The sequence below is a fragment of the Flexilinea flocculi genome (genome assembly GCF_001192795.1).
In the GTDB taxonomy this organism is placed as follows: Bacteria; Chloroflexota; Anaerolineae; order Anaerolineales; family Anaerolineaceae; genus Flexilinea; species Flexilinea flocculi.
In genome coordinates this window covers 997,650-1,020,573 of the sequence record NZ_DF968181.1, presented here as the reverse complement: position 1 = coordinate 1,020,573, position 22,924 = coordinate 997,650, and the positions used below count along the sequence as shown (strand labels likewise).

At 40.1% G+C, this 22,924-nt stretch carries 12 protein-coding genes; all 12 read right to left on the bottom strand.

What is annotated here, in order from left to right; all coding sequences use genetic code 11:
- Positions 1-239: 239 nt before the first annotated feature.
- On the bottom strand, positions 240-1,793 hold the full coding sequence (locus ATC1_RS09285; RefSeq protein ID WP_172667747.1) for a histidine kinase N-terminal 7TM domain-containing diguanylate cyclase: 1,554 nt from the start codon (positions 1,791-1,793) through the stop codon (positions 240-242).
- A gap of 143 nt (positions 1,794-1,936) precedes the next feature.
- The gene (locus tag ATC1_RS09280; RefSeq protein WP_062280852.1) at positions 1,937-3,529 is read right to left on the bottom strand and encodes a histidine kinase N-terminal 7TM domain-containing diguanylate cyclase; all 1,593 of its coding nucleotides are present in this window, start codon (positions 3,527-3,529) and stop codon (positions 1,937-1,939) included.
- Positions 3,530-3,979: 450 nt separating this feature from the next.
- Positions 3,980-5,554: a histidine kinase N-terminal 7TM domain-containing diguanylate cyclase gene (locus tag ATC1_RS09275; RefSeq protein ID WP_062280850.1), complete on the bottom strand. Its 1,575-nt coding sequence runs from the start codon at positions 5,552-5,554 to the stop codon at positions 3,980-3,982.
- Positions 5,555-5,684: 130 nt separating this feature from the next.
- Entirely contained in the window at positions 5,685-7,073 is a 1,389-nt protein-coding gene (locus ATC1_RS09270; protein ID WP_062280847.1) for a sensor histidine kinase, read from the bottom strand.
- A gap of 28 nt (positions 7,074-7,101) precedes the next feature.
- Positions 7,102-7,779 (bottom strand): (d)CMP kinase, encoded by a 678-nt coding sequence (gene cmk / locus ATC1_RS09265; RefSeq protein ID WP_062280844.1) that lies wholly within the window; start codon positions 7,777-7,779, stop codon positions 7,102-7,104.
- Positions 7,780-7,793: 14 nt separating this feature from the next.
- On the bottom strand, positions 7,794-9,563 hold the full coding sequence (locus ATC1_RS09260) for a hypothetical protein (protein ID WP_062280840.1): 1,770 nt from the start codon (positions 9,561-9,563) through the stop codon (positions 7,794-7,796).
- Positions 9,564-9,584: 21 nt separating this feature from the next.
- A complete protein-coding gene (locus ATC1_RS09255; protein WP_062280837.1) occupies positions 9,585-12,191 on the bottom strand; it encodes a DUF2298 domain-containing protein in 2,607 nt (868 codons plus the stop codon).
- A gap of 4 nt (positions 12,192-12,195) precedes the next feature.
- Positions 12,196-17,448 (bottom strand): DUF2298 domain-containing protein, encoded by a 5,253-nt coding sequence (locus tag ATC1_RS09250; protein ID WP_172667746.1) that lies wholly within the window; start codon positions 17,446-17,448, stop codon positions 12,196-12,198.
- 254 nt (positions 17,449-17,702) lie between these two features.
- Positions 17,703-19,919 (bottom strand): ArnT family glycosyltransferase, encoded by a 2,217-nt coding sequence (locus ATC1_RS09245; protein ID WP_062280829.1) that lies wholly within the window; start codon positions 19,917-19,919, stop codon positions 17,703-17,705.
- Between the two features lie 5 nt (positions 19,920-19,924).
- Positions 19,925-20,755, bottom strand: a complete 831-nt coding sequence (locus tag ATC1_RS09240; protein WP_062280826.1) for a class I SAM-dependent methyltransferase — start codon at positions 20,753-20,755, stop codon at positions 19,925-19,927.
- A complete protein-coding gene (locus ATC1_RS09235) occupies positions 20,742-21,899 on the bottom strand; it encodes a glycosyltransferase family 4 protein (RefSeq protein WP_062280823.1) in 1,158 nt (385 codons plus the stop codon). Before ATC1_RS09235 ends, ATC1_RS09240 begins: the two co-directional genes overlap by 14 nt.
- Complete coding sequence (locus ATC1_RS09230; RefSeq protein ID WP_062280819.1) at positions 21,896-22,924, bottom strand: GDP-mannose 4,6-dehydratase; 1,029 nt, start codon at positions 22,922-22,924, stop codon at positions 21,896-21,898. The genes ATC1_RS09235 and ATC1_RS09230 overlap by 4 nt, the downstream gene beginning before the upstream one ends.

The window sequence follows — 22,924 nt, the reverse complement described above, 5'->3', positions numbered from 1 at the left end:
AAGCGCATAAAGGATTTGATCCCATGCGCAAAACATAAGTTTCATACTTTTTTGACCCAAAAAGCAATCGAGCCAAACAATCATTATAACATAGAACTATGGTCGATTTTTCATCTTAGAAAAAAAATTACAGATATTAACAGAATAAGGAATCTCTTACCGTGTGGGAAGAAACGAACAATCTAATCATATCAAATTTCTTCAGTAAAATGCAAAATATCAGTATTCCGATTTAGAAATCATCGATTCGCATCGGCCTGTTCAAAAACACAAATCCGGTTTTTGCCTGTTTTCTTCGCCCGATACAGTGCAGAATCTGCTTCACGAAGTAATTTTTCAAGCGAAATCGCCTCCTGATTGTTACTACTGACTAATCCGAAACTTGCTGTTACCCGAACATCATCCGGTAATCCCACATAGGTTAAGTTTTCGAGAAGCCTCCGAAGACGTTCTGCAAGCTGCTTCCCTTTCTCCAGATCTGTCTCAGGCATTAATATTACAAATTCTTCTCCGCCGAACCGACCGACTGAATCGATTTTTCGGAGTTCTTCGAGACAGGTTGATGCAACCTTTTTCAGGACAATATCCCCTGCCAGGTGACCGTATACATCGTTTACTTCCTTAAACGAATCCAGATCAAAGATCATCAACGAGAAGTTTCCGCCATAACGCTCATAGCGGGCTATCTCCTGCTCCACAAGCCAGAAAAAATGATGGCGATTGAAAACGCCAGTCAGGTTATCATGGGAGGCTAAGATTTGCAGCTTGTCTAATAGCTTTTTCTCTTCTGTATAATGATAAAAAGTAATAATTTCTCCGACTGAATGATGATTTTGATCATTCAGATTGGTTTTTTTAACTCGATAAAATTCAGAATTTTCGCTCTCAAGGACTGTGATCTCATTCTGATTCTTTGCTGAATTTTTTATTATCTCCTGCATCATTGTCTGTTGAGAAAACTCATCCAAAGCCATTTTTCCAATCGATTGATTATTCAGATTAGGAAAAATTTTTCTAAGTTGACGGTTAAAATCGATGATCATTCCCAGTTTGTTCAGGACGAGTACTCCATCCCGCATTCCGTCAAAAATCACATCACGTGCTAATGGAACCAGCGTCAGCATGTTCTTTTTGAACAATCCGATAGAAACAATCAGTGCAGTGGCGATGCATCCAAAAGGGGTTAAATCCAGATGCATCGGGGATAATTTGAAGACATACATCAAGCCACTGATCCATGGGATAAAGGAACTTGCCCAAATCAGCATAGACTGCCGCCGCAGTTCTGCTGATGTATTTACAATCAACTTTGTAAATAATAAAGAACTGAAGAGCAAGAGTAAACTGAGATAAGCAATCGAAAGAATCATGAATATTGTTAAGTCATAGAAAAATATGGGGAATGGACCTATCCAGGAAAACCTCGGATTCTTATGCAGAAGATTCAAGCTGCCCAAGGTTTGTGCCGCAATAATTGACAGAACTGGAATGATATATAAAAGAGCAATTCTTCTTTTTGTGATCCATTTTCCATTTCCAGTTTGATGAAGAGAGAAAAGAAACCAGAATGGAGCTGCCAATTGAATTCCGATGTGCTCAAATCGAACCCAAAACATCATCTGAGGTAATGAATTGCTGGATAATTCCAATGCATATCCAAGGCTGTAAATAGTCAACGCCAACAGGCAACCTGATAGAAAATTTGCAGAATTTCCGCTGACTTTTCTGCGAGAATGCGTAATCGCCGCAAAAAAAGCCAGAATTATTGACGATATGATAAGAATAAATATCACAAAGAGCCGCATTATAAAAAAATGCCTTTCTGAACCAATTCTACAATAATTTGAAATATCGGTCGATTTTTTTTATAATCCATCTTTTTTACGCCTAACCTGAAACTTGATGGCTTATAAATAATCATTCCGCATTCAAAAGGTTAATCCAAATTTCGAATTGCTGCTATGCCATTCATTTCTTGAAAAATTCGGGTACAATTGCGTCCAGCTTCTTTTGCTTGATATAATGCCAGATCTGCCGATCGTAATATGTCTTCCAAATTTTCCGAAATCTGGTTTTCATTACTGACAACTCCAAAACTTGCCGTAACATGTAATCCTGTTTGAATTTCGCAAAAATTAATTTTTTCGATTGCCTTTCGTATTCTCTCAGCCATAAAATATCCGTTTTTAAGATTGGTTTCTGGCAGCAGGAAAATAAATTCTTCACCGCCGAATCGGCCAAAAAAGTCGTTTTTCCGTAAAGTTTTCTGACATTCGTTTACGACTCTTCTTAAAACGATATCTCCGTTAACATGTCCAAACTGGTCGTTTATCTTTTTAAAATGATCCAGATCGAAAATAATCAGCGAAAAATTACCGCCGTATCGTTTTATTCGTAATATTTCCTTTTCGGCATTTTGTAAAAAAGAACTGCGGTTGCAGATTCCGGTTAATTCATCGGTGTCAGCAAGTTCTTCTAATGCTTTATGCAAATTTTTTACTTCAGTATAGATTGTGAATTTAATAATTACGCCAACTGACTCATCTTTCGAGTTTTTTAAGATACTTTTTCTGACTTGATAATACTCAGTTTCCTTTTCTCGAACAACAGAAATTTCTGTATTGTCCTGATTTATATTCCCAAGGATTAATTTCATTTGGGGATTATCTTCAAACGTACTGATTGCAGATTTTCCGATAATCGTCTTCTTTTTCAGTGTTGGAAATATCTCAATTATCTGAGAATTCAAATCAATAATCGTTCCATCCCCATTTAATACAAGTACGCCATCTCGCATCCCCTCAAAAATTAAGTTGCGCGCCATTGGCACAATCGTCAAAATATTCAATTTCAGAAAACCATAGGACATCAGCAAAGAACTGATTGAAAAAGAAAAAGGTGTCAAATCCAGATTATATGGGGAATTGCCCGAATTATAAACGAGCCCTGATATGAATGGAATTAATATAGCAATCATAAAAACGATCGATTGTCGTCGTAAAACCGGTGTTGATCCAAACATCATCCGGATGATCAGGAATGCGCTGCCAATCAATAACAAATACAGATAGACTAATGCCAATTTCATCCAGATCGTTTGATGATAATGAAAAATTGGGAATTGTCCAACCCAGACGAAATAGGGATTCGCATGTAAAATATTCTGTTTTCCCAAAGTCATCGCAAAAATGATATTCATGACTGGGATTATAAAAATCAGAAACCGTTTCTTAGGGATCAATTTTTCATTATAAGTATGGTGTAATGTAAATAAGAACAGGAACGGAGCTATCATCTGGATTCCGATATGTTCAAAACGCACCCAAAACATGATTCCTTCCAACGTATTACTGGATAATTCCATCGCGTAACCCAGTGTGTAAATTGAAACCGATGACATACATAAAGAAAGATATATAGCAGAATTACCTGAAATTTTCCATTTGTTAAATGAAATAATCGATAGCCAGACCATGGTTAAAGAAAAAATCCATAGACAAATTATCACTATAAATCGCGTTGTATGCATAATTCACTCTTAGCCGGATACAACTTTTCTATCTGTCTTTTTTGGTTATGTAATGCCAATTTTTTGAATTACGGGGAGGACTATTTGTAGAAATTTCGTTTTTTACTTTATACAAAAGCGAAATTTCTACAATCTTTCTCTCTTCTTAATAATGTTTTACCAAATTTCTACGTATTATTCGTGAAATGCCAGCCAAAACGAACCTGGCATTATAAAAAATTTTGTTTGCTTATATCTGGAAATCTTAGCATAATCATAACACAATAACACGGTTACTGATTAATGTCAGTTATTCGAAATAAAGATTTACCTTTTAAATAAAAATTGGAAATTAATTGTTCCTATGATGTTGCACAATTTGCAAACATCATAGGAACAATTAAATCCTCCTTGAATTCCGCATGCTGGTAATTTGTGTTTTGAAATAAGGAAATGCGAAATTGTAATCATTCAGTGTTGCAAATTACTCTTCTCGACAGGACAAGAACATACGCGATTACGGCCTGTGAATTTCGCCTGATACAATGCCTGATCTGCCGCACGCAGCATTTCTTCCAATTCGATAGAATCCTGGCTCTCATAACTGGTAACGCCAAAACTGGCAGTAATGTTAGTATCAATTCCAAATTCCAGCAAAGAGAGGTTCTGAATGGCAGATCGCATCCGCTCTGCAAAAAACTGTCCATCATCTAAATTTGTTTCAGGAAGCAGGAAAACGAATTCTTCGCCCCCAAATCTTCCAAACACATCCGAGCTACGAAGTCCCTCCTGACAAGTACGTGCTACGGCCTTCAAAACGACATCCCCGGCGAGGTGTCCAAATCGATCATTAATTTGTTTAAAATGATCAAGATCGAAAAGAACCACTGCAAAAAATCGACAGTAGCGAATCGAACGCTTAATCTCAGTCTCAGCTAATTCAATAAATCGACGGCGGTTATTGACACCGGTTAATTGATCATGTGTAGCGAATTCCTCTAATTTATTTACGAGTTTCTTAATTTCTGTATAGAAATAAAATGTGACTACGTAGCCAACTTTATTTCCGCTGCGATCATTTAGCTCAGACTGATTTACCTGATAGAAATGAATGATTCCATTCTGATTTACTGATATCTCGATTTTCGAAATTTTATTACTTTCCAGCAGCGACTGAATTTCCGGATGAGAGGCAAACACATCTGAAGCAAGTTTTCCGACAGCATGATGGTTGACAAACGGGAATATTTTCGTCAGGCGATAATTAAAATCGATTATTTCGCCATTCAGGTTAAGAACAAGGGCTGCATCCCTCATTCCATCAAAAATCAGGCTTCTTGCTAAAGGAACAACTGTCAGAATATTGTATTTGAGAATTCCAATTGAAGCAATAATACCGCTAATGGTGAATGCTATTGGTGCAATGTCAAGATCATAAAGCGAAAAGCCAAAAAAATAAATAAGTTCAGAAATCCAAGGGATAAATGAGCCGATCCACAAGATCAGCGTCCGGGATTTTAACGCCGGTGCAGAATGAATCATGAGCATCGTTAATAACAGAAAACATGTTATTACAAGCAGACTCATATAAACGACTGCCATCGTCATAATTGGAGTAGCGTCGTAATCAAAAATTGGCATACCATGAACCCAATTAATTCTTGGATTCTTGTGCATCCAGTTAAGCCTGCCCAGTGTCTGACTGCAAAAATAGAAAAAAAAGGCTATTCCAAACAGAACCGTCTTGCTGTAGATATTAATCCATTTAGTATGAGCTGTCTGGTATAAAACGAAAATAAACCAGAATGGAGCGAGGAATTGAATTCCGATATGTTCAAACCGAACCCAAAAAATCACTTCTTCCTGGGAGTTGCTGGATAATTCCAGCCCATAACCAAAACAATAGAGCGATATAGCTGCCAGACAGCAAGCTAAATAAATCGCCGATTTCCCGACGATTTTTCGCTTCGAAATAGTAATGATTGCCAAGGAAACAAGAATAATTGTCGAGAGAAACAAAATGGATATCACTATCAAACGGATCATAACTTTATTCCTCTCTTTCTTAAGAATAACGTATCAGTCAGTGTAGAAAATCAGTTATTTGACGGGAAGATACTATGATATCCCTTTTTTATATGGATTAATAAATGGATTCAGCAACTGGTCGATTAATTTAGTAATAAGGAGCCTCGAATGTAAAAGTAGAGCCCTTTCCTAATTTACTTTCAATCTCCAATTTTCCTTTATGCAGCCTGGCAACATACTTTACAAATTGAATTCCATTAATAATGGTCGATTCAGATCCCTCCATAAAAGAAATCGGCTCCTCGGATATTTTTTGCATATCCAGAGGCGAAATTCCTATACCATCATCCTGAACGCTCAGTACCCAGGAATCGATCTGATACTTTAAATCGACTTTAATCGGTTTGCTTTCGGATTTTGAATAACGGATTGCGTTATCGACCAGATTATAAACAGCCATTGTAAGCAGCCAGGCATCCCCAATAATCTTGCCTTTCTGTGATCGGCTGCCTTCAATTTTATCAATTTCAAAAAGTATATCCAGCTTTTTCTTTTTTGCAATAGGTTTTAAGTCATAAATCACTTCTTTGACGATATCTCCAATCAGAATCGTTTCAAAGATCCCTTCTTGAGAATTCCGAAAATGACTGAAATGTTTTTTCTTATATCGTACAACGGTTGAAAGCCTTCTCAGTTCCATTTCTGCCATTCCCCGATAATTCGTTTGAACAAGATTCAATTCACCTGCAGTATTGAGTAAATCCAAAGTCCCGTTGACTTTCTGAATCAGCATCTCAATATATTCAAGTTCATTCGTATTAAATACAATTTGCGAAGTGGTATCTTCCTTTGGATGAAATAGAAAGAGTTTTCCAGTTTTTCCACCAGGGAACTTAATTTCCCGTAATTCACAGTGATACAAATCAAAGAGATCATCAAAGCCGGAATCCGTCGACAATCCTGAACGGATCATCTGGATTACTTTTTCCTTAAAATGCATCGCTTCAAAGAGAGGATTGGAAATGCTGATCTTGTCAGGTTGAATCACGATAAGTGCGGGAGTGTTTAATTGTTCCAAAAAATCAGAATATCGGCTGGCAATAATCTGAATCCCAAAATTATCCCTCAGATCATTGGTGATGATTTCGGTTATCCAGTCTTGGAAATTGCCAAACAAAATCTGTGTTCGTTCATTAAAATCCTTCTCTTCAAAACAAGCCCAAAAACAACCGCAATACCCGAACTCAGATCGAATAGGAGCAAATATTGCAGCCGATTTTTCCACTGCAAGGTTGGATAACAAACGGGATTGTTCCACAGAGGGAATTACGATCGTGGATTGACTTTTCATAATCCGATAAAACTGATAATCAGTCTCTAAAAAAGCCTCGTTATTCTTTCCGATAAACCAGGTCTTGATCTCTTCTTTATTGATCTGACCCGTCATTTCGTTCAAAATTAAACGCATAGAGATCGGGTTGAGAAATTGTGTTGTATCTAAAACAGCCTTTAACTTCTTATCCGTTTCTTTTTCCACGATTTTTTCCCATAGTATGGATTAAATTCTATTCCGGTTGTTCAATTATTGATAGGATTCTTTCAACAACTTGCTCCTGATTGATATAATCAGTGTCAATTAAAATTGCATCTTCGGCAGCTTTGAGCGGAGCAAGCACACGTGTCGAATCGATCTCATCCCGTTTCATTATATCCATCAAAATTTCATGGAAATCGGATGGAATTCCTTTTCTGAGGTTTTCCTGATATCGCCGCTCTGCCCGTTTTTCAGGTGACGCTAATAAATAGATTTTTAACGCTGCGTCCGGCATCACTACCGTTCCGATATCTCTGCCAACCATGACAACATTTCCCAGTAAACCGATTTTCCGCTGCTGTTCCGTCAGTGTTTGTCTGACACCGGGATAGGATGCAACGATTGACACATTTTTGTCAACCTGAGAGGAACGAATCGACTCATTGACCGGTTCTCCGCATAAAAGGACCTCTGTTTCATCATTCTCCGGATTAACCCGAAGCGCAATGTCCATTTCTTTTGTGATTCGTGTAACTTGGTCTTCATCCTCGACACTTCCCAGTTTTTGGAGTGCGACATAGGTAGCTAATCGATACATGACGCCAGTATCAAAAAAAAGATAATCTAATTTTTTTGCCAAAAGTTTTCCAACAGAAGTCTTTCCTGAAGCGGCAGGTCCATCAATTGCAATTTGCTGCGGTTTTCTCATAAAATCCATCCTTTCTATTCTTCTACAATCTCTGTAATCCAGCGAGGTTCCTGCCAGAAAGTCAGCATAAAATGGTTTTCTTTCACTTGACGATACAACATCCATTTTAACCAATCCGTCAATGTAAACGAATTCCATTCATCCTGCACTTTCCATACAAAAGGCGTTCCGATTAAATCCTTTGTAATATCATTGGTATCGATATCGGTTGTTATAACATAAGAAGGCAATTCTGTCTGGTGATTAAGCATGCCAGTCTCTTGTACAGCAGTATTTTTCCGCAATTCCCAGTCCATCATCGGTTCATCTAAATTCAGAATCAGACCTTTAGCGCTTTCTTTAAATCCACTTTGTTTCAAACCGATTTCTTGGATCTGATCCAGAATCATCGAATTCATTTGATGTATTTGCGCACCCAATGCCAATTCATGCCGATTGTGATTTTTACCTGAAGAAAGATCTTCTTGATTATACCGGAAACCTGCAGCTGACCAGGAATTCACCGTCAGACTGAATAACCAGATAAGCAGAATTCCCAAGCCGAAACTGGACCAGATTTTATTAGGGCTGAAATAATTCAGAAGATAAGGGAAAAAAACTCCAAAAATTATGAGACAAATCACAATAATGAATAAATAACCCTGAAATCGAGTTAATGAAAGGGTAATCAGTTGCTGATTCCATCGGAATGAAAGAGGCAGCGATAGATCGCCCATCTGTAATAACTCAGTGATTCGAAAAACAAGGAAGCAATACAGACAAGGCAAAGTTGCAATCGCTAAATATGAATACACACTCTTCTCAATTCGAATCTCATTCGATAATTGAACGAAGATGCCTGAGCAAAAATAAATGAGAGGAATACTGATCCAGGCAAGCACGAGGATTCCCTGTTGAAAAAGCCCCATTAATAGCGCGAAAGTCACAAAAGCTGCTGCCAGAAATACTTCTGATATCTGTTTTGATCGTATCGATTGGACAAATTTCAATAGGATGAGAAGCAACATGAATCCAAAATAATAGAGATAGCCAATCAAGATTGGAAGAAATCTGACTGCTTTCGGATCTCCTGTTTTGTTTACAGCAAAACCAGCCAGGAGACCTTGTCCGATTGTATGCAGTCCGTATGGAAATCGGAAGAATCCGATGCTGAACAGGATGAAACAGATTGTCAGAAGTATCAGATTTTTTACAGAAAAGATTTCTGTCAAATTATCGAAAATCGATTTTCTTCGGGATAATAATTGAAAGAATAAAAAAGATATCAAAATGGCTGCGGCAGGCGGCCAAAATCGTTCTCCGCCCGTCATCGCCAGCGCCAGCAGTATGATGCCAGGGATTGTGCGCTTTCGATAAAATGCAGTGATCGAAAAAAGGAATAGACAAATGACTGGAATTAACGAGTCTGCTGTCTTTGACCAGGCGATTCCAACCGGATCAATTGCCAGCAAAAAAACCAGCAGGCTTGTTTTCGGTAATCCGATTTGATGATGAAACAGAATTGGAAGACAGACTAAAAGCAATCCCATGATTGCCGGAAATACACGCGCAGTAAATTCGTTCGCATCAAAAAATGAAAAACATACCGATGTTATGAAAACATATAACGGTTGTCGAATTTGATAATCAGGTAATCCTTTCATTGCAGACCAAGATTGCATCGCCAGTCGTGCTTCAGATTCCGACAATGGCGCTGATCCAAGCCCGATGAATCGGAAAAAGAATGCTGCCATGAGGAGAAACGTGAGAATGAGAAGATATCTTTTTTGATCGATTGTATTCATTGTTTTGCTTTCAGATGATTCTTAATTAGATACTCGATAAATTCTGCAATCACCTGATTCAAAAACCAGATTCAGATGATTCATAAATTTTTTTTCTTGAATTTCGTAAGCGCTGCGCTCAGCGGATCCGATGAATATATAGCTGACATCATATTTTTCGAGCAGTAATTTCGTGTTTTCCCAACTGCGAGATTCATAAATCTGACGGACTTCATCTTCACGATTCCCAATTTCAATATATCCGCCTCTCCATTGTGATTCATGATTGGTCGGTCCAAGAATTGCCGGAAGCCCCGAAAATGTACTGACGGAATTATCGGATGTATAACTGGCGCCAACTTTTTCGACGACAACGCCAAATTCTGCCTTTTGCAGCCATGTAATTCCAGCCCAGTCATTGGGTCTGCTGCGTTCTAAAAATTCAGCTCCATTCAATGTCAGATGCTGCAAACCTCCTTCGGAGATTGCTTTTTGCTGAAGGGTTTCCAACCTGGTCAGAATACCCCAAAAAGGATAGACGAGTGAGCATAATACCAGGACCATAATTGGAATGAAAATGAGTCGTTTTACTCCGTTCGTCACAATTTGATGAAGTCGAGCCAGAAAATAAGCTGCGGCGATCCCTAATAATATCCAAACCTGATAATAGAATTTGAAAATGGTATTCATACGGGTGCCAAAAAAATCCCGCAAATAAATAAATTCAGGCAGAATAATGAGTCCAAAAGCGATCAATAACACCAAACAACCAAATGCGTCCATGGGATTGACACCGCCAGGATGCAAGTTTTGGTTAATATCAAACGCTTGTTCCGTTTCTTTGATTTTTTTTCGCAGCCCGAAGAGTACAGCCAGCATACATCCAACAGCGCCAAATAAAATGATCATGGAGGGCAGCGTCTGCATTCTTCGGATGAAGAACTGTATCATCGGTGATTCAACCCCAGTAAAACCCTGCACAGCAGCATAAGAGGAACCGGTTAATACCATAGCGCTGCCGATAGCTGAGAGTGATGAATTTGAAGATCCTTGCCAAATCTGACCAATATTTTTCAACAGAACCAAAATACCGAATATCAGAGATTCCAGGAGGAACAGGCAAAGGAAACCGATCACAGCAAATTGAAAACTTTTGAAAATACTTTTCCAATCCTGTCTGCGGACTGCATAAAACAGCCAGGCAAAAAGGATCAGGAAAAAACTCCCAAACATAATCAATAAATGGATAGTTCGAGTCGAAAACACTCCGCTTGGAATCACTCCGCCTGCCTGGGAGGAGAGCCCAATCAGGAAAATTCCGTACAGAAAAACACACGCTATCCCGGAAAAAACCGCAGTGCCCAAAAATACCTGGATGGTTTTCCGATTCCAGCCATTATATCGAAAATATGCCCAAAAAACTGCAATAAGAAACAGGAAAAAATAGAATGGGAAATCCCAAGTATTCATAAAAATGAGAGCGCCAAGACAGAGCGAAAGGATCCAGAAATCTGCATTGTGTAAAAAACGAAATGGGAAGAATTTCAGCTTCAAAGAGTGAATTTCTGCAAATTGAATACCCCAGAAAGGATCATCGGCCTTTTGCTGCAGCAACTGAAGATAAACGTTGAGCGCAATTGCCACAGCCAAAATTACAAAGGGGATACCCAAAACATGCGGATGAAGATCTCCCAGGAAAAAAGAGAAAAATGGGAACTCATCGATAATCTCTTTGGTACTCCCATCCAACCCAAGATCCGATAAGACGCGTGATGCCCTCCACCACCAGATTCCAGGCCGAAAAGTAGGATTCCAGGAGGACAGTGATGCAGGTGGAGTGGTTAATTCTTTTAAGTTGATCCAATTCCAAAAACCGGATGTACCGTCAGGATTCCAAAACAGCCCTTTTGCATAAAGCATTTCAAAAAAACCCTCCAGATTCCCGGCAACCAGTACAAATAGTGGAGAAAAAAAAGATCCAAACCTGATTTTAACTTTTTCAGTGAGTCCTGAATGCCGAAATTCAAGGAGATCATTCACAACGCAAAGAGCGCCGATCGCAGCCATTGCATAAACCGTTGCCAGCATTAAGTTAAATCCTGATTCAGCTGCAACACCGGACAGTTTAATAAGAAGAGCTGTCAAAATATAACCAAAATAATAATAGGAAATTCCATATCCGGAAAGCCAGGAATCGTGCGGAGGAAAACTCTCAGAGCGCAGAATTCCATTGATAAAGGTCATCTCCATCGGTTTCTCAGTGCCAGAGATATTGGGATCAGCCAGACGAAACAAAACGATCAGAGCGAAAGAAATCAGGAAAAGCGATCCGTTTCCCAAAGAGAAATGCCAGTTCAATCGATTCCAGGATCGAATTTCCTGCAAATACTTCTTCCAATAATATGCTGAGAAAGCCGTCCCGAAAACCAGAACGGTAATAATCCCTCCGGAATCATTGCTGATCAAACCCAGGCTGCATAGAATCCAATAAAGATAACCGATAATGATGAAACCTACCGGTAAGGAAAAGCTGAAACCTCTGCTTGGCAAAAAACGCAAAAATCGAAAACAAACAGGATATCCCAGAAAACTCACATATAATAAAACAATCAGCCATTTTAGTATTTCAAATATCCAGTTATACGCCATTTTTTTATCTTCTTACCTGATACAGGATCGTATCGCCATTTTGATAAACTTCATCCCACAAAATTCCATCCATCCGCTCAAATTTATAAAGCCCTTCATAAGCATACATTCCCTCTTCCATCTGCCCGACGACGATATAGCTGACGTTATACTTTTTCAGGAATGCTTTGGCTTCGTCAATATTGATTGTATTATAAAAAGCTTCAATCGCATTTACTCGTTCCCAAACCTGATCAGAGCTGGCACCGCGCTGCTGACGCTGATGGTAATTCCATCCAACCACACCTGGTAATCCGGTGTAAATCGTGTATCGATTACCCCATTTATATTCGGTCGCATTTGCTTCAACAATTACCGGTGACCCTTTAACATGATCCTGAATCCACTGGATTGCAAGATAATCCTGAGAAAGATCCATTAGAAATCCATCCTGGTAATACTCGGAGGTCTTCATAAAATCCATACCATCCAGTGAATGGGGAGCAATGGAAGACATACGGTCGGTGATCTTATCAATAGATGCGGTAACCGTAAATGAAAGTGTACCGATCACAAAAAAGATCAGGAAGCCTCTCCAGATACGCTTAATTCGGGAACGACCTTCGTTTGAAATAAAATGCTCAAGACAGACAGTCAGCGCCCCTGCAGCGGCTATCGATAACAACACCCAGGCTTGTAAATACAGTTTGAAAACCATATTCATACGCCCCAGATCTCCGCGTAGACAAGTCATTTCCACAAAAAGTGTTATGAAAATACCAGTCCCTGTTAAAAACAGCAAAAACCGTTTCCCCGGTGAATTGCCCTTGCGGAACAACAGGAGCGCTGACCAGCACATCATTGGTAGAGCAGTCCAGGCAACTGTCACTTTTTTGATACTGAAAAAAATCATCACAAAGACAAGCAGAAGCGTAGTAACCGCCAGCAGACTCTTTTTTGCACGAAGAAATCCTCTGAAAACAGAAAGTTTTACAGCGGCCATCCAATGGATGGTTTCGATGGTGTAATAACTGATCAATGCAAACAAGAAAAAGCCCCAATGCATCCAATAAGACCAAAGCGGTGTTCGATTCCCCTGCCAAATATCAATGGCTGAATCACGAAAATTCGTTTTTAGATATGGCAAAAACAACAAGAACACAGAGGCACAGAGCAATACTGGAACGAGAAACAAGGAAAGTATTTTCCCCTTTTGCTGATGTTGATCTGAATTTCCCTTCACTAAACCGAAAATCGGAGTATTTAATCCCAAACTTGTCAGCACAATACAAGCAATCAGCAGATAGGTAGGCATATCCCATGTATTGGAAGGGATCAGAGATCCGATGATTAAACCACCGGATAAAATGACAAAGAAGGATACGCCTATACGCATCTTTTTCTGGCTCCGAGTATGGCGAATGACTGCCAGCAGCCAAACCAGTGCCAATACAGTAATAGGCAGCGCAAAAAGATGGGCGTGCGGATCCCCGTATAAAAAGGTAAAAAAGGGAAATTCAGTGATCGGTTCTCCTGGAATTGCTCTGCTGGGAAGCCAATACCAGTCTCCCCGATACATCTGGAAATGCTGTCCTTGAAGCAATTTTATGATTCCAGAAGAAAACCATAGGATGTTTTGAAATCTGGATCCTGCCGCTCCGGCAGCTCCTAATTCCGTCGTTTCGGTTAGAAGTATTTTGATAGTGCCTAAGTTTCCGATTACCTGAAGCATAAAAATTGTCAGAATCCCGCTGAAATTTGCCCATTTTTCAGATTTTTCATCGACAGCGTCAGGTTTCAGCATCGCATAAATTGCTGTTCCGGCTGAATACGCTCCAATTGCCAGGAAGCCGTACCAGGTCGGCAGAATCAGGTTATAGGCAATACTTGGAATCATGCCGATCAGTTTAACCAGTAACCCGGAAAGGAAAAAACCATAGTAGTAATAATTCAAATATCCACCGGCAAACCAGGGGTCGTATGGCGGGAAGATCGTGCTTTTTAAAACAGCATTGAAATATGAAAAATCCATCGGTTTTTCTCCGCCTTTTGCCGGATGCCAGAGATCGGGATTTCCAAGTCGAATTAATAAAAAGAATATAAAAAAAGATAAAAAGATCAGTTCTGAACGGAGCAGAATTGGAAAGTTATTACGGATTTCCTGAGAAATCTTTACTCGGTCAGCCTTAAATAGGATCAGATTAAGCAGCATAAAGGCGCCAATAACCATGATGATCAACTGCCTTGTATATGGAATTCCCATAAATCCGCAGATCCAGACGATATAGCCGATACATAAAATTCCAAAAAACTTTGAAACACCGAATCCTTTGTCACGCAGGGGACCAAATATAATCCGAGTCATCGGGTAAAATATCCACCCGACAGATATGAGGATTAGCAGCCAAACGATGACGCCAAAAAGCTGATTTTCATTGATCCAGGCTGACCGATGGAATAATTCAGACCATGTTCCCCCGGATTGCTGGATTGCAGCTTGCTCTGCAGTTAATAAAAGAGATAGTGATTTTTGCATATTTCTGTATTCTACCGGATTTTTGTTAGATATCTGAGACAAATTCACCGCATTCAATTTTTCTTTGAACACTGATATGTCAAACGATTCCGCTTTTTGAAGAATGATCACCTTCGGATGATCATAAACGGTAAAAGCTTCCTCGGCTGATTGGGTGTTGAATATCGTACCAAAAAACTCAGGTTCTGATTCAAATATGGCTGCAATCTTAAAAAAGCTTCCCGATTGCAGATCATCAGCTGACAATTTAGCGAAACATTCCGTAACAGTCTCTGATTCCGGACAATTGACAAGCTGACGATAAAGAGCTTCCAGCAGTGGGAATTTTTCCCGAATCCTGGCAGCAGCACCATAAATCCGATTGGAACTGATCACCCAATAATCCGCCGCTTCGATTTTTGCGAGAAGTTTCTCTCGCTGCAAAATGTTCTCATCGGCAAACAAATCCAGGTCGATACTGTTCCCATAATATCCGGATGTCACATCATAAGGAAGACGTCCGGTTTCTGACAGCGGAAGTACATCATCCCAACTGGATTCCGAGGCAATCGACGGAGCAGACAATGCAACAACGGAATCAGTATCTGTAGTGGATATCGTGATTCCAATCGTATCACCCTGCTGCATAAAAACCGGAGATTGTGAAAATGCGACAATCATTTCGGAACCGGTCAAAGGATGCGGCAATGGTTTCATTTGGATAGATGAAACAGAAGTATCGCCGCGATCATAATTCGTCGCTTCCACAACCAGGTGCGATGGAGAAGGGATACCGGTTATCACTCGAAAACCGCTCAGCACCAGTTTATCTAAATATCCATCTGCAGCCGATTTGAAATATGCTTCAAGCGGTTCGCCTTCCCGAATCTGGCTGGATAATCCGTTATAAAAAAGATAAGACGATTTCTGTTCTTGAATCTGATAAAGATCATACTGACTGCTGATGCGAAAAGAACAATCGGTACCAGAAGCTGATAATTGCAGAAAAGCAAATTTATTGTGCGAATTGATCACCGCGGGTTTAGGAAAATAGAAAGTCACATCGGATTTACTGGCATCCTTTGAAAGATAAGATTCATCCAAAGGACCGACAGAATCAATCACGTCATTGCAATCCGCATCCGCACATAGCGCAACTTCCAATGAACAGTGATTGCCGGATAATTTCCTTATGGATTGGAATGATACCATTTGAATATCTGCCCCATATTTTGCCTCAAATGGCAACAGAATTGGTTTCGAGTCGGATTTCACTTTTTGAAAAGTGGGAACTCCGACTGATTGCGAAACAGATCCGTTCTCTGTTTTGACGATCGCCTGCAGCGCCGAAGGAATATTCTGATAAATCCATTCGCTGGCTTGCAAACGTGTATGTTTTGAACGGTAGATCGATGAAAAAGCTATGCTCCAACATACTGCAGCGAGGAAGAGAATCACAATGAGAACTTGTTTAATTCTGTCAACTTTTTCAGGTTTCAACGAAATACTGAAAATGGCTCCGGAGATTAGAAACAAAAGGGGAAAAATTGGCAGAAAATACCGCATCATCTTGGAAAATTGCGTCAACTGCCAGATACAGAAAACAAATACACAGAGCATCGCAATAATAAGAAACATCGTCCGGGACGGCAAATCATCCACTCTGTCTTCATTCTTTTGTGATGGATGTTCTGGTGAAATGGATCGGGACATATTGCAAAAAGGAAAACTTTCTTTGAGCAACTCCTCCGCTTTATCCCGTCGTCCAACACCTGATTTTTTGATGAATGAGAAGGAAAAAAACAATCCGGATATCAGAATCAAAGATAATGCAATTCCTGATCCATAGAAGAAAAGATTCCTTAGCGCATAATCAAAAGGCCGGTCTGCCCATTGCCAGGCAGGCGGAAAAGCAACAGAACCGCTGCTCTGCAGGCTAAGTTCTTTCATACTGGCTAGCCAGTTCGCATTCATTGTAAAATTCAGCAAATTTGGTACTTGAAATGCATAGGGTTGAAAAACACGGAAAGTAAGCGCAAACGAAATCAAAAAACAAATAAATCCGAACAAAACGACAAATCGGTTCAGCTTCTTTGTCCATGGGAATTGGATGAAAAGCGCGACAAACAGGAGAAACGGGAAAAGCAGGAAAATGACCGCGCTGATTTTACTGGCAGCAGCGCATCCCATCAAGAAGCCAGTCAGAACGGATTGAAAGATAAAAACCGGGGGACGTTTTTCAATCGACATCAAAAGGACAGATAAGGTTGATATCGAGATCAGGAAGACAACTGTTGTATCAAATGTATAGAAATGGGATTGCTGGATAGCAGCCGTTAATATCGCATATCCTCCCATGGAAAGGAGGACTGATTTTTTATTTTTCCAAAGGATATGACTGGTAATTCCGATGCAACAAACCGTTAGAATGTCAAATAAAGCACTCAGAAAACGTCCGATTTGAACGACAATCTGAGAATTATTCTGAACCCCGAGCAGCGAAGCCGCAGCTTTGTTTATAAATAATGGCAGTGTACCGTAAACAAAAAAATGGAATCCGTAATTCGCCGGATTCAATCTGGATGATGCCGGATTAATCCATTCATCAAAAGAATTCGGTAGCGATCCGGCTTCGGTTACCTGGGTTAAAAATCGTTCGTCTGGATTTAATAAGCGGAAATCATCCCAGTCAAATCCCGAAAAACGAAAACAGATTGCAATGATCACCGGAAGGATCCAATAGAATTTTTGCAGATATTTCATGGAAGTCCTTTTTTTCATTGCAGAAATAGCGATGCGAAATATTGACTTGTTATTTGAATAAAAGGAGAAAAACTTGTTACTGTGATGTTTTTGCGCAGAATATAAAGCCATCACAACAACATAGAATTCTTCCCATATTTATGATTTCTTTTACAGAAAGCGAAAGAACAACGATCCGAAATATTCTCTCTGATCGAAAAAGGTTTTTGAATAATTCGAATTTTTCCCTATTTCGGTCCTTTTAAACAGTTTTTTTATGGCACCAGGAAGCTGTAAAAACTTTTCCCTGGATAAATACTTTCCTGTAAAATTGCTTTTCCATCAGGATAAAGCTGATTGAGAGATTTTGCGGTATCCAGATCATCTTCCTTATAGATAAACAACAGCGGATGTGCAGCATTTCCGACAGAGGAAATCATATCGCGTGCCAGTGCGTAATCCTTTCTGGGAACTCCGGCATTAATTCCCACCAATCGTGTATCAACCCAATACGGATACGGTATTACAAAGGCGCTTTCATAATCACCAACAGAATCCGCGAAACCTTTGATAACCGAACCAATCTGGCGGGTATTCAGCGCATTCCGGTCATAATTTACACGATAATCCTGAAAAACAAGATGGTAATTACTGATACAAATGCCTGTGGTAATCCCGACGACAAAAAGAATCGGAAGCAAAATGGATATTCCAGGACGTCTAATTTTTTCGATGATCGACTCAACCAGATAACAAAATCCGAAGGAAGAGATGATAAAAATCGGGATAACAGCCGCACCAGTACGGTTCAGACAAGGGTTTTCATCCGGAAAAGCAATGGACAGACTGGATGGGAGCATCAGAAAAGGAACACACAACAGCATACTCAAATCCTGCCATCGTTTATTTTTAAGATATCGGAAAAATACAAGGATCGATCCCAGAAAGAAAAGGGGAGCACTAAATACGTCTAAAGCAGGTCGGAAGAGTACGGAATGAACCCATATGCCGCCATTATTCCAAAAAGGCATTACCGCAGCTTTCCAGAAGTTAATCAGGAAAATTAAGATGGCCGGCTTTGTCAACGAAGTTTCAGTTTCTCCAATACGTGTCATGACACGATAGAAAACCGATTCCGGCATGTCCAGAAATACACGAAGAAGCGGAAGTCCTGAAAGAATTGTGAAAAACACCATAATTCCGAAACTGATCGCCATATCTTTCCGGTTGCCGTTGGAAGTTGGGAAAAGGCTCATCATAAAAATGATGGCAATGACAATCGGAACAATCCGCATAGCGCTATACCCTTGCAGTCCAATACCTAAAAAGATTCCACACAGGATGAAATCTTTCCGCGATTTTTGCATCAATCCTTTAAACAGATGGTACAAAGCAGGCGCGGTAAACATCGGATAAAATGCGAATCGCAAAGCGACTCGGCTGATCACATTCGGCCAATATGCCACTCCGCAAAATAACATGGCGAATAAACCGACCCAACGATTTCCAAAAAGTTTCCCGAGTAAATAAATATACGGTAGTGCGAACAATCCTGCCAATACAGTCCCAATTTTTAAACTTAAGAAACTAATTCCGGTTCCGAATAATTTAATGATTAATGCTGTCCAATAAAATTGGAATGCTTCACGGCCGGTGTTACGCACAAAAAAAATGGATGTCTTTCCATCCAGTACATCCATGACATCATAAAGTTTTTCGGCATGGTCGCTGAACATATCGCCTGGAATTTCGTTGATTTGAGAAAAACGGAAATAAACGCAGATACAAAAGACACAAAAAACCAGTATCTGCCAGGGAGAGAATCGAATTTTCAATGCTTGAAAATCCTTCAATCGCAGCCATAGTCTTCTAAAAAAGCGGGAAAGGGATACTCCTGGCAGAAATGAAATAATACCCAGTACGATCGATACAATCCAAAAAAAGAGGTTGAAAATTGTGAAACGGTTGCCGCCAAACAAGAGAAATGCAATGGAAGCTGAAATGGCCGAAGCGGCGAACCATTCCAGTCGAAAGAATCTCTGAACGGGTTCGGAGTTCTTGTCCACTTCTATCAATGAATTTTCATTCGATTCATTCTGAATGTTTGACGAAGGCTGATGCCGATGGTGGAAAAAATTCAATCCAAGGAGAATTACTGACAATCCATACAAGAGAATGGCGGGCAGAGGATTTCGTGTCCCGATAACAACATGCGGTTCCATCGATAATTGAGCCAGTAATGCTGACGTAAAAGCCAAAACCAGCATGATCGCAGAAGAGGCGCTGAATGTAAGCTGCTCTTCTGTTCTTAACATTTGTATTCGTTGAAAAAGAACTTCAACAAAAGAAGATTTTGGAGTATTTTGTTCCGCGAACGAGGTCGTTTCTGTCTGCAGTTCATCCAGTTCAGTGTCTTCGGGGAGAATCTCCCGATTCCAATTCTTCGGATTTAATTTAAATCGAAAATAATCCAAAACGGTTATCTCATCCATTGATATCAGCCTTTTTTACGGGAAATATAAAACGTATAAGATCCAAATTCCTGATTGGCATCTTCATCATAATACTTGCGGCAAATTTTTTCCACCAGCCACAAATTCCAATGATATGGGAACCATATCCACTTTCTGGTCAGAAAATGACAAATCAAGGATGGCAATCCAAAATAATGCCCCCACTCCAGTGTGTGGAAGGCGCCTGGAGAAAAATAATGCCAGTATCTTTCAATCTCAAAATTTGCTTTCTCCAGTCTCTCCTGCCAAATCTGGGGGCTGTCACAATGATGATGGCGTGAAATCGTATTAAAAAAACGTCGATACCAGTCTGCAGCAAAATGCAGATGAATTTTGTCAAAAAAAGCGGAAACAGAAAGGTTACCAAGGAACTGATGATTGGGAACACAAAACAAAAAGGTACCGCCAGGGCGCAGCACTCTGCCTGCTTCAATAATCACCGCATCGACATCGGGTATATGTTCCAAAACAGAATTACTGATGACAGTCTGAAAAGAGCCATCTGAAAAGGGCATTTCACTGCCGATACAGCGAAAAGTCTGCAGATAGGCACCGGATTGTGAGGCTTCTTTCAAAGGCCCAACCCATGGATCGATTCCGGCATCGATCGGGAAATCGAAGGTTCGACTGGCAAAATGTCCATCACCGCAACCCAGGTCCAATACAGGTCGTTCAATGGGGATGTCTTGATAAAACTTGGCTTCCACAGCGCGTAGTAATCCGCGAAAATAGGGCAGCTCCCGAATTTGAATCCGGAGAAAATCTTTTCGTTTCGTTTTTGTTGGTGAATTTTTTTGTTTTTTATTTGATTCCATGGGCTTTAAAGATTCGATCATATTCTGCGGCAATGAATGAAGGAGCATAAAATGTTCTAATTGCAGCAGTTTTTTCTTGATATGCCTGATGAAGGCCGATCTGGTGAATGATGGCATCAGCCAATTTTTGACTGTCACCGATCGGAACAATTTCACCCATACCATGGCGTTGTACAGGAATTCGGATTCCAGGTAAATTCGAGGCAACCACAGGTTTTCCATTCATCATCGCTTCAATTTGCACCAGACCAAACGCATCCGTCCGGTTCAAACTGGGCATCGTGAGAAGGTCGATTATTTGATAAAACTTTGTCATTTCCCAGGGGGAAAGACTGCCAAGAAATTTCCAATGACCGGAATCGATATAATTCTGTAAAATCGGTTTCAGACGCAGATAATACGCTTTTTCCCCCAGAACATCTTCATAAGGTCCGGCAAAGAAAACACAGCAATTTGGATAAATCCGAATAATTTCTGGTAAAGCTTCAAGCAATATTTCGACACCTTTATCCGCAGCAAAACGACATGCCATACCGATAATGGGATGCTTGCCTTCAGAATTTACCCTATTCAGAAATTCTGCGATTTCAGACGGATCAATTTCCGGTAATTCAACAGGAGGCTGAATAATCGATATCTTTTCAGCGAATTTTGGCAAGAAAAAAGAGTGTTTTGCATAATCTTCCGTATATGCAATAATTCTGTCACTGAATCGACCAGCGAGGTCATTCATCCATAAAATTGCTTTATTCGCTATGCGATTCACAAAACCGCCCGGCATTACCAGATCACAATGATAAGTCAGAATTGTGAATGTTTTTGTGATTTTACCAAGCCATGCAACCCATGCTGCATCGAACTGTGGTAAATGAAGATTGACCACATCAGCCCATTTTACAAGATGAATTGCTTTCATCCAAAAAACGGGCATGATGGAACCTTTACTGATACGGAATAATATCGGTGAACGAATTACACGTACGCCTTCAATAACTTCTTCCTTCGGCAAATCGGGAGTATGTTGAGAAGTCAGAACAACAACTTCATGCCCCTCCTTTACCCATGCTCTGGCAATCCGATCTGCGTAGATGGTTAATCCGCTGACATACGGTGTGTAGTATGTTAATGCAACAAGAATTTTCATCCGAAAAGATTCCGATTCGCTGAAGCCCACGAATATAATCGTGTAATTCCCTCTTTAGCAGAAATTGTCGGAGTCCAGCCTAATTCCTGCTTGATCTTCCGAATATCCGAAATATAAATTGCCTGATCGCCTGGACGCCAATCGCCATAAGCGACTTCAATCGGATGTCCGCACAACGATTCCAAAATGGGACCGAAATCTTTCCAGATTGATATGCAATTCTCCGGTCCGCCGCCGATATTATAAATTTTCCCTGCGGAAACCTCCGGATGATCAATCGCTGCGGAATAAGCGCGAACCAGATCTTCAATATACAGAAGATCTCGTACTTGTTTCCCATTGCCATAAATCGTTATTGGCTTGCCAGTCAGAACCGCTATAATAAACCAGGATACCCATCCCTGATCTTCTATTCCAAATTGATGCGGGCCATAGATTGCACTTTGTCGAAAGACTATTGTCGGAATACCATAGATTCGATGGTAATCCCGAACATATTGGTCTCCTGTTCCTTTGGAACAACCATATGGAGAGTGGAAATCGAGAAGCTGATTTTCTGATATACCTTGCGGAAAATCCAGATAGGCATAATCATTTTCACGTTCGATGACTCTGACATTTTCCATTCCGCCATAAACTTTATTGGTCGAAGTATACAAAACGATGGGGTGATTTTTAGATTTCCGAACTGCTTCCAGAACATTTAGTGTGCCCAAAGCATTCACTTCAAAATCCTCTTTGGGATTCATTACCGAGGTTGTAACTGCAACTTGTCCAGCAAAATGTGCAACAACATCCATTTTTTCCATTGCTTTATCCAGCGCATCTGAATCACGGACATCTCCTTCGATGAGTCGGAATGCATCCTGACCATATTGTTCGCGCAGCCAGGAAAGATTCATTTTGGAACCATTACGTGACAGGTTGTCGAAAATAACAACATTCTGATTTTTTTCCAACAAATGCGCAACGAAATTTGAACCAATAAAACCGGCTCCTCCGGTTATGAAATAGGTCTGCGTCAT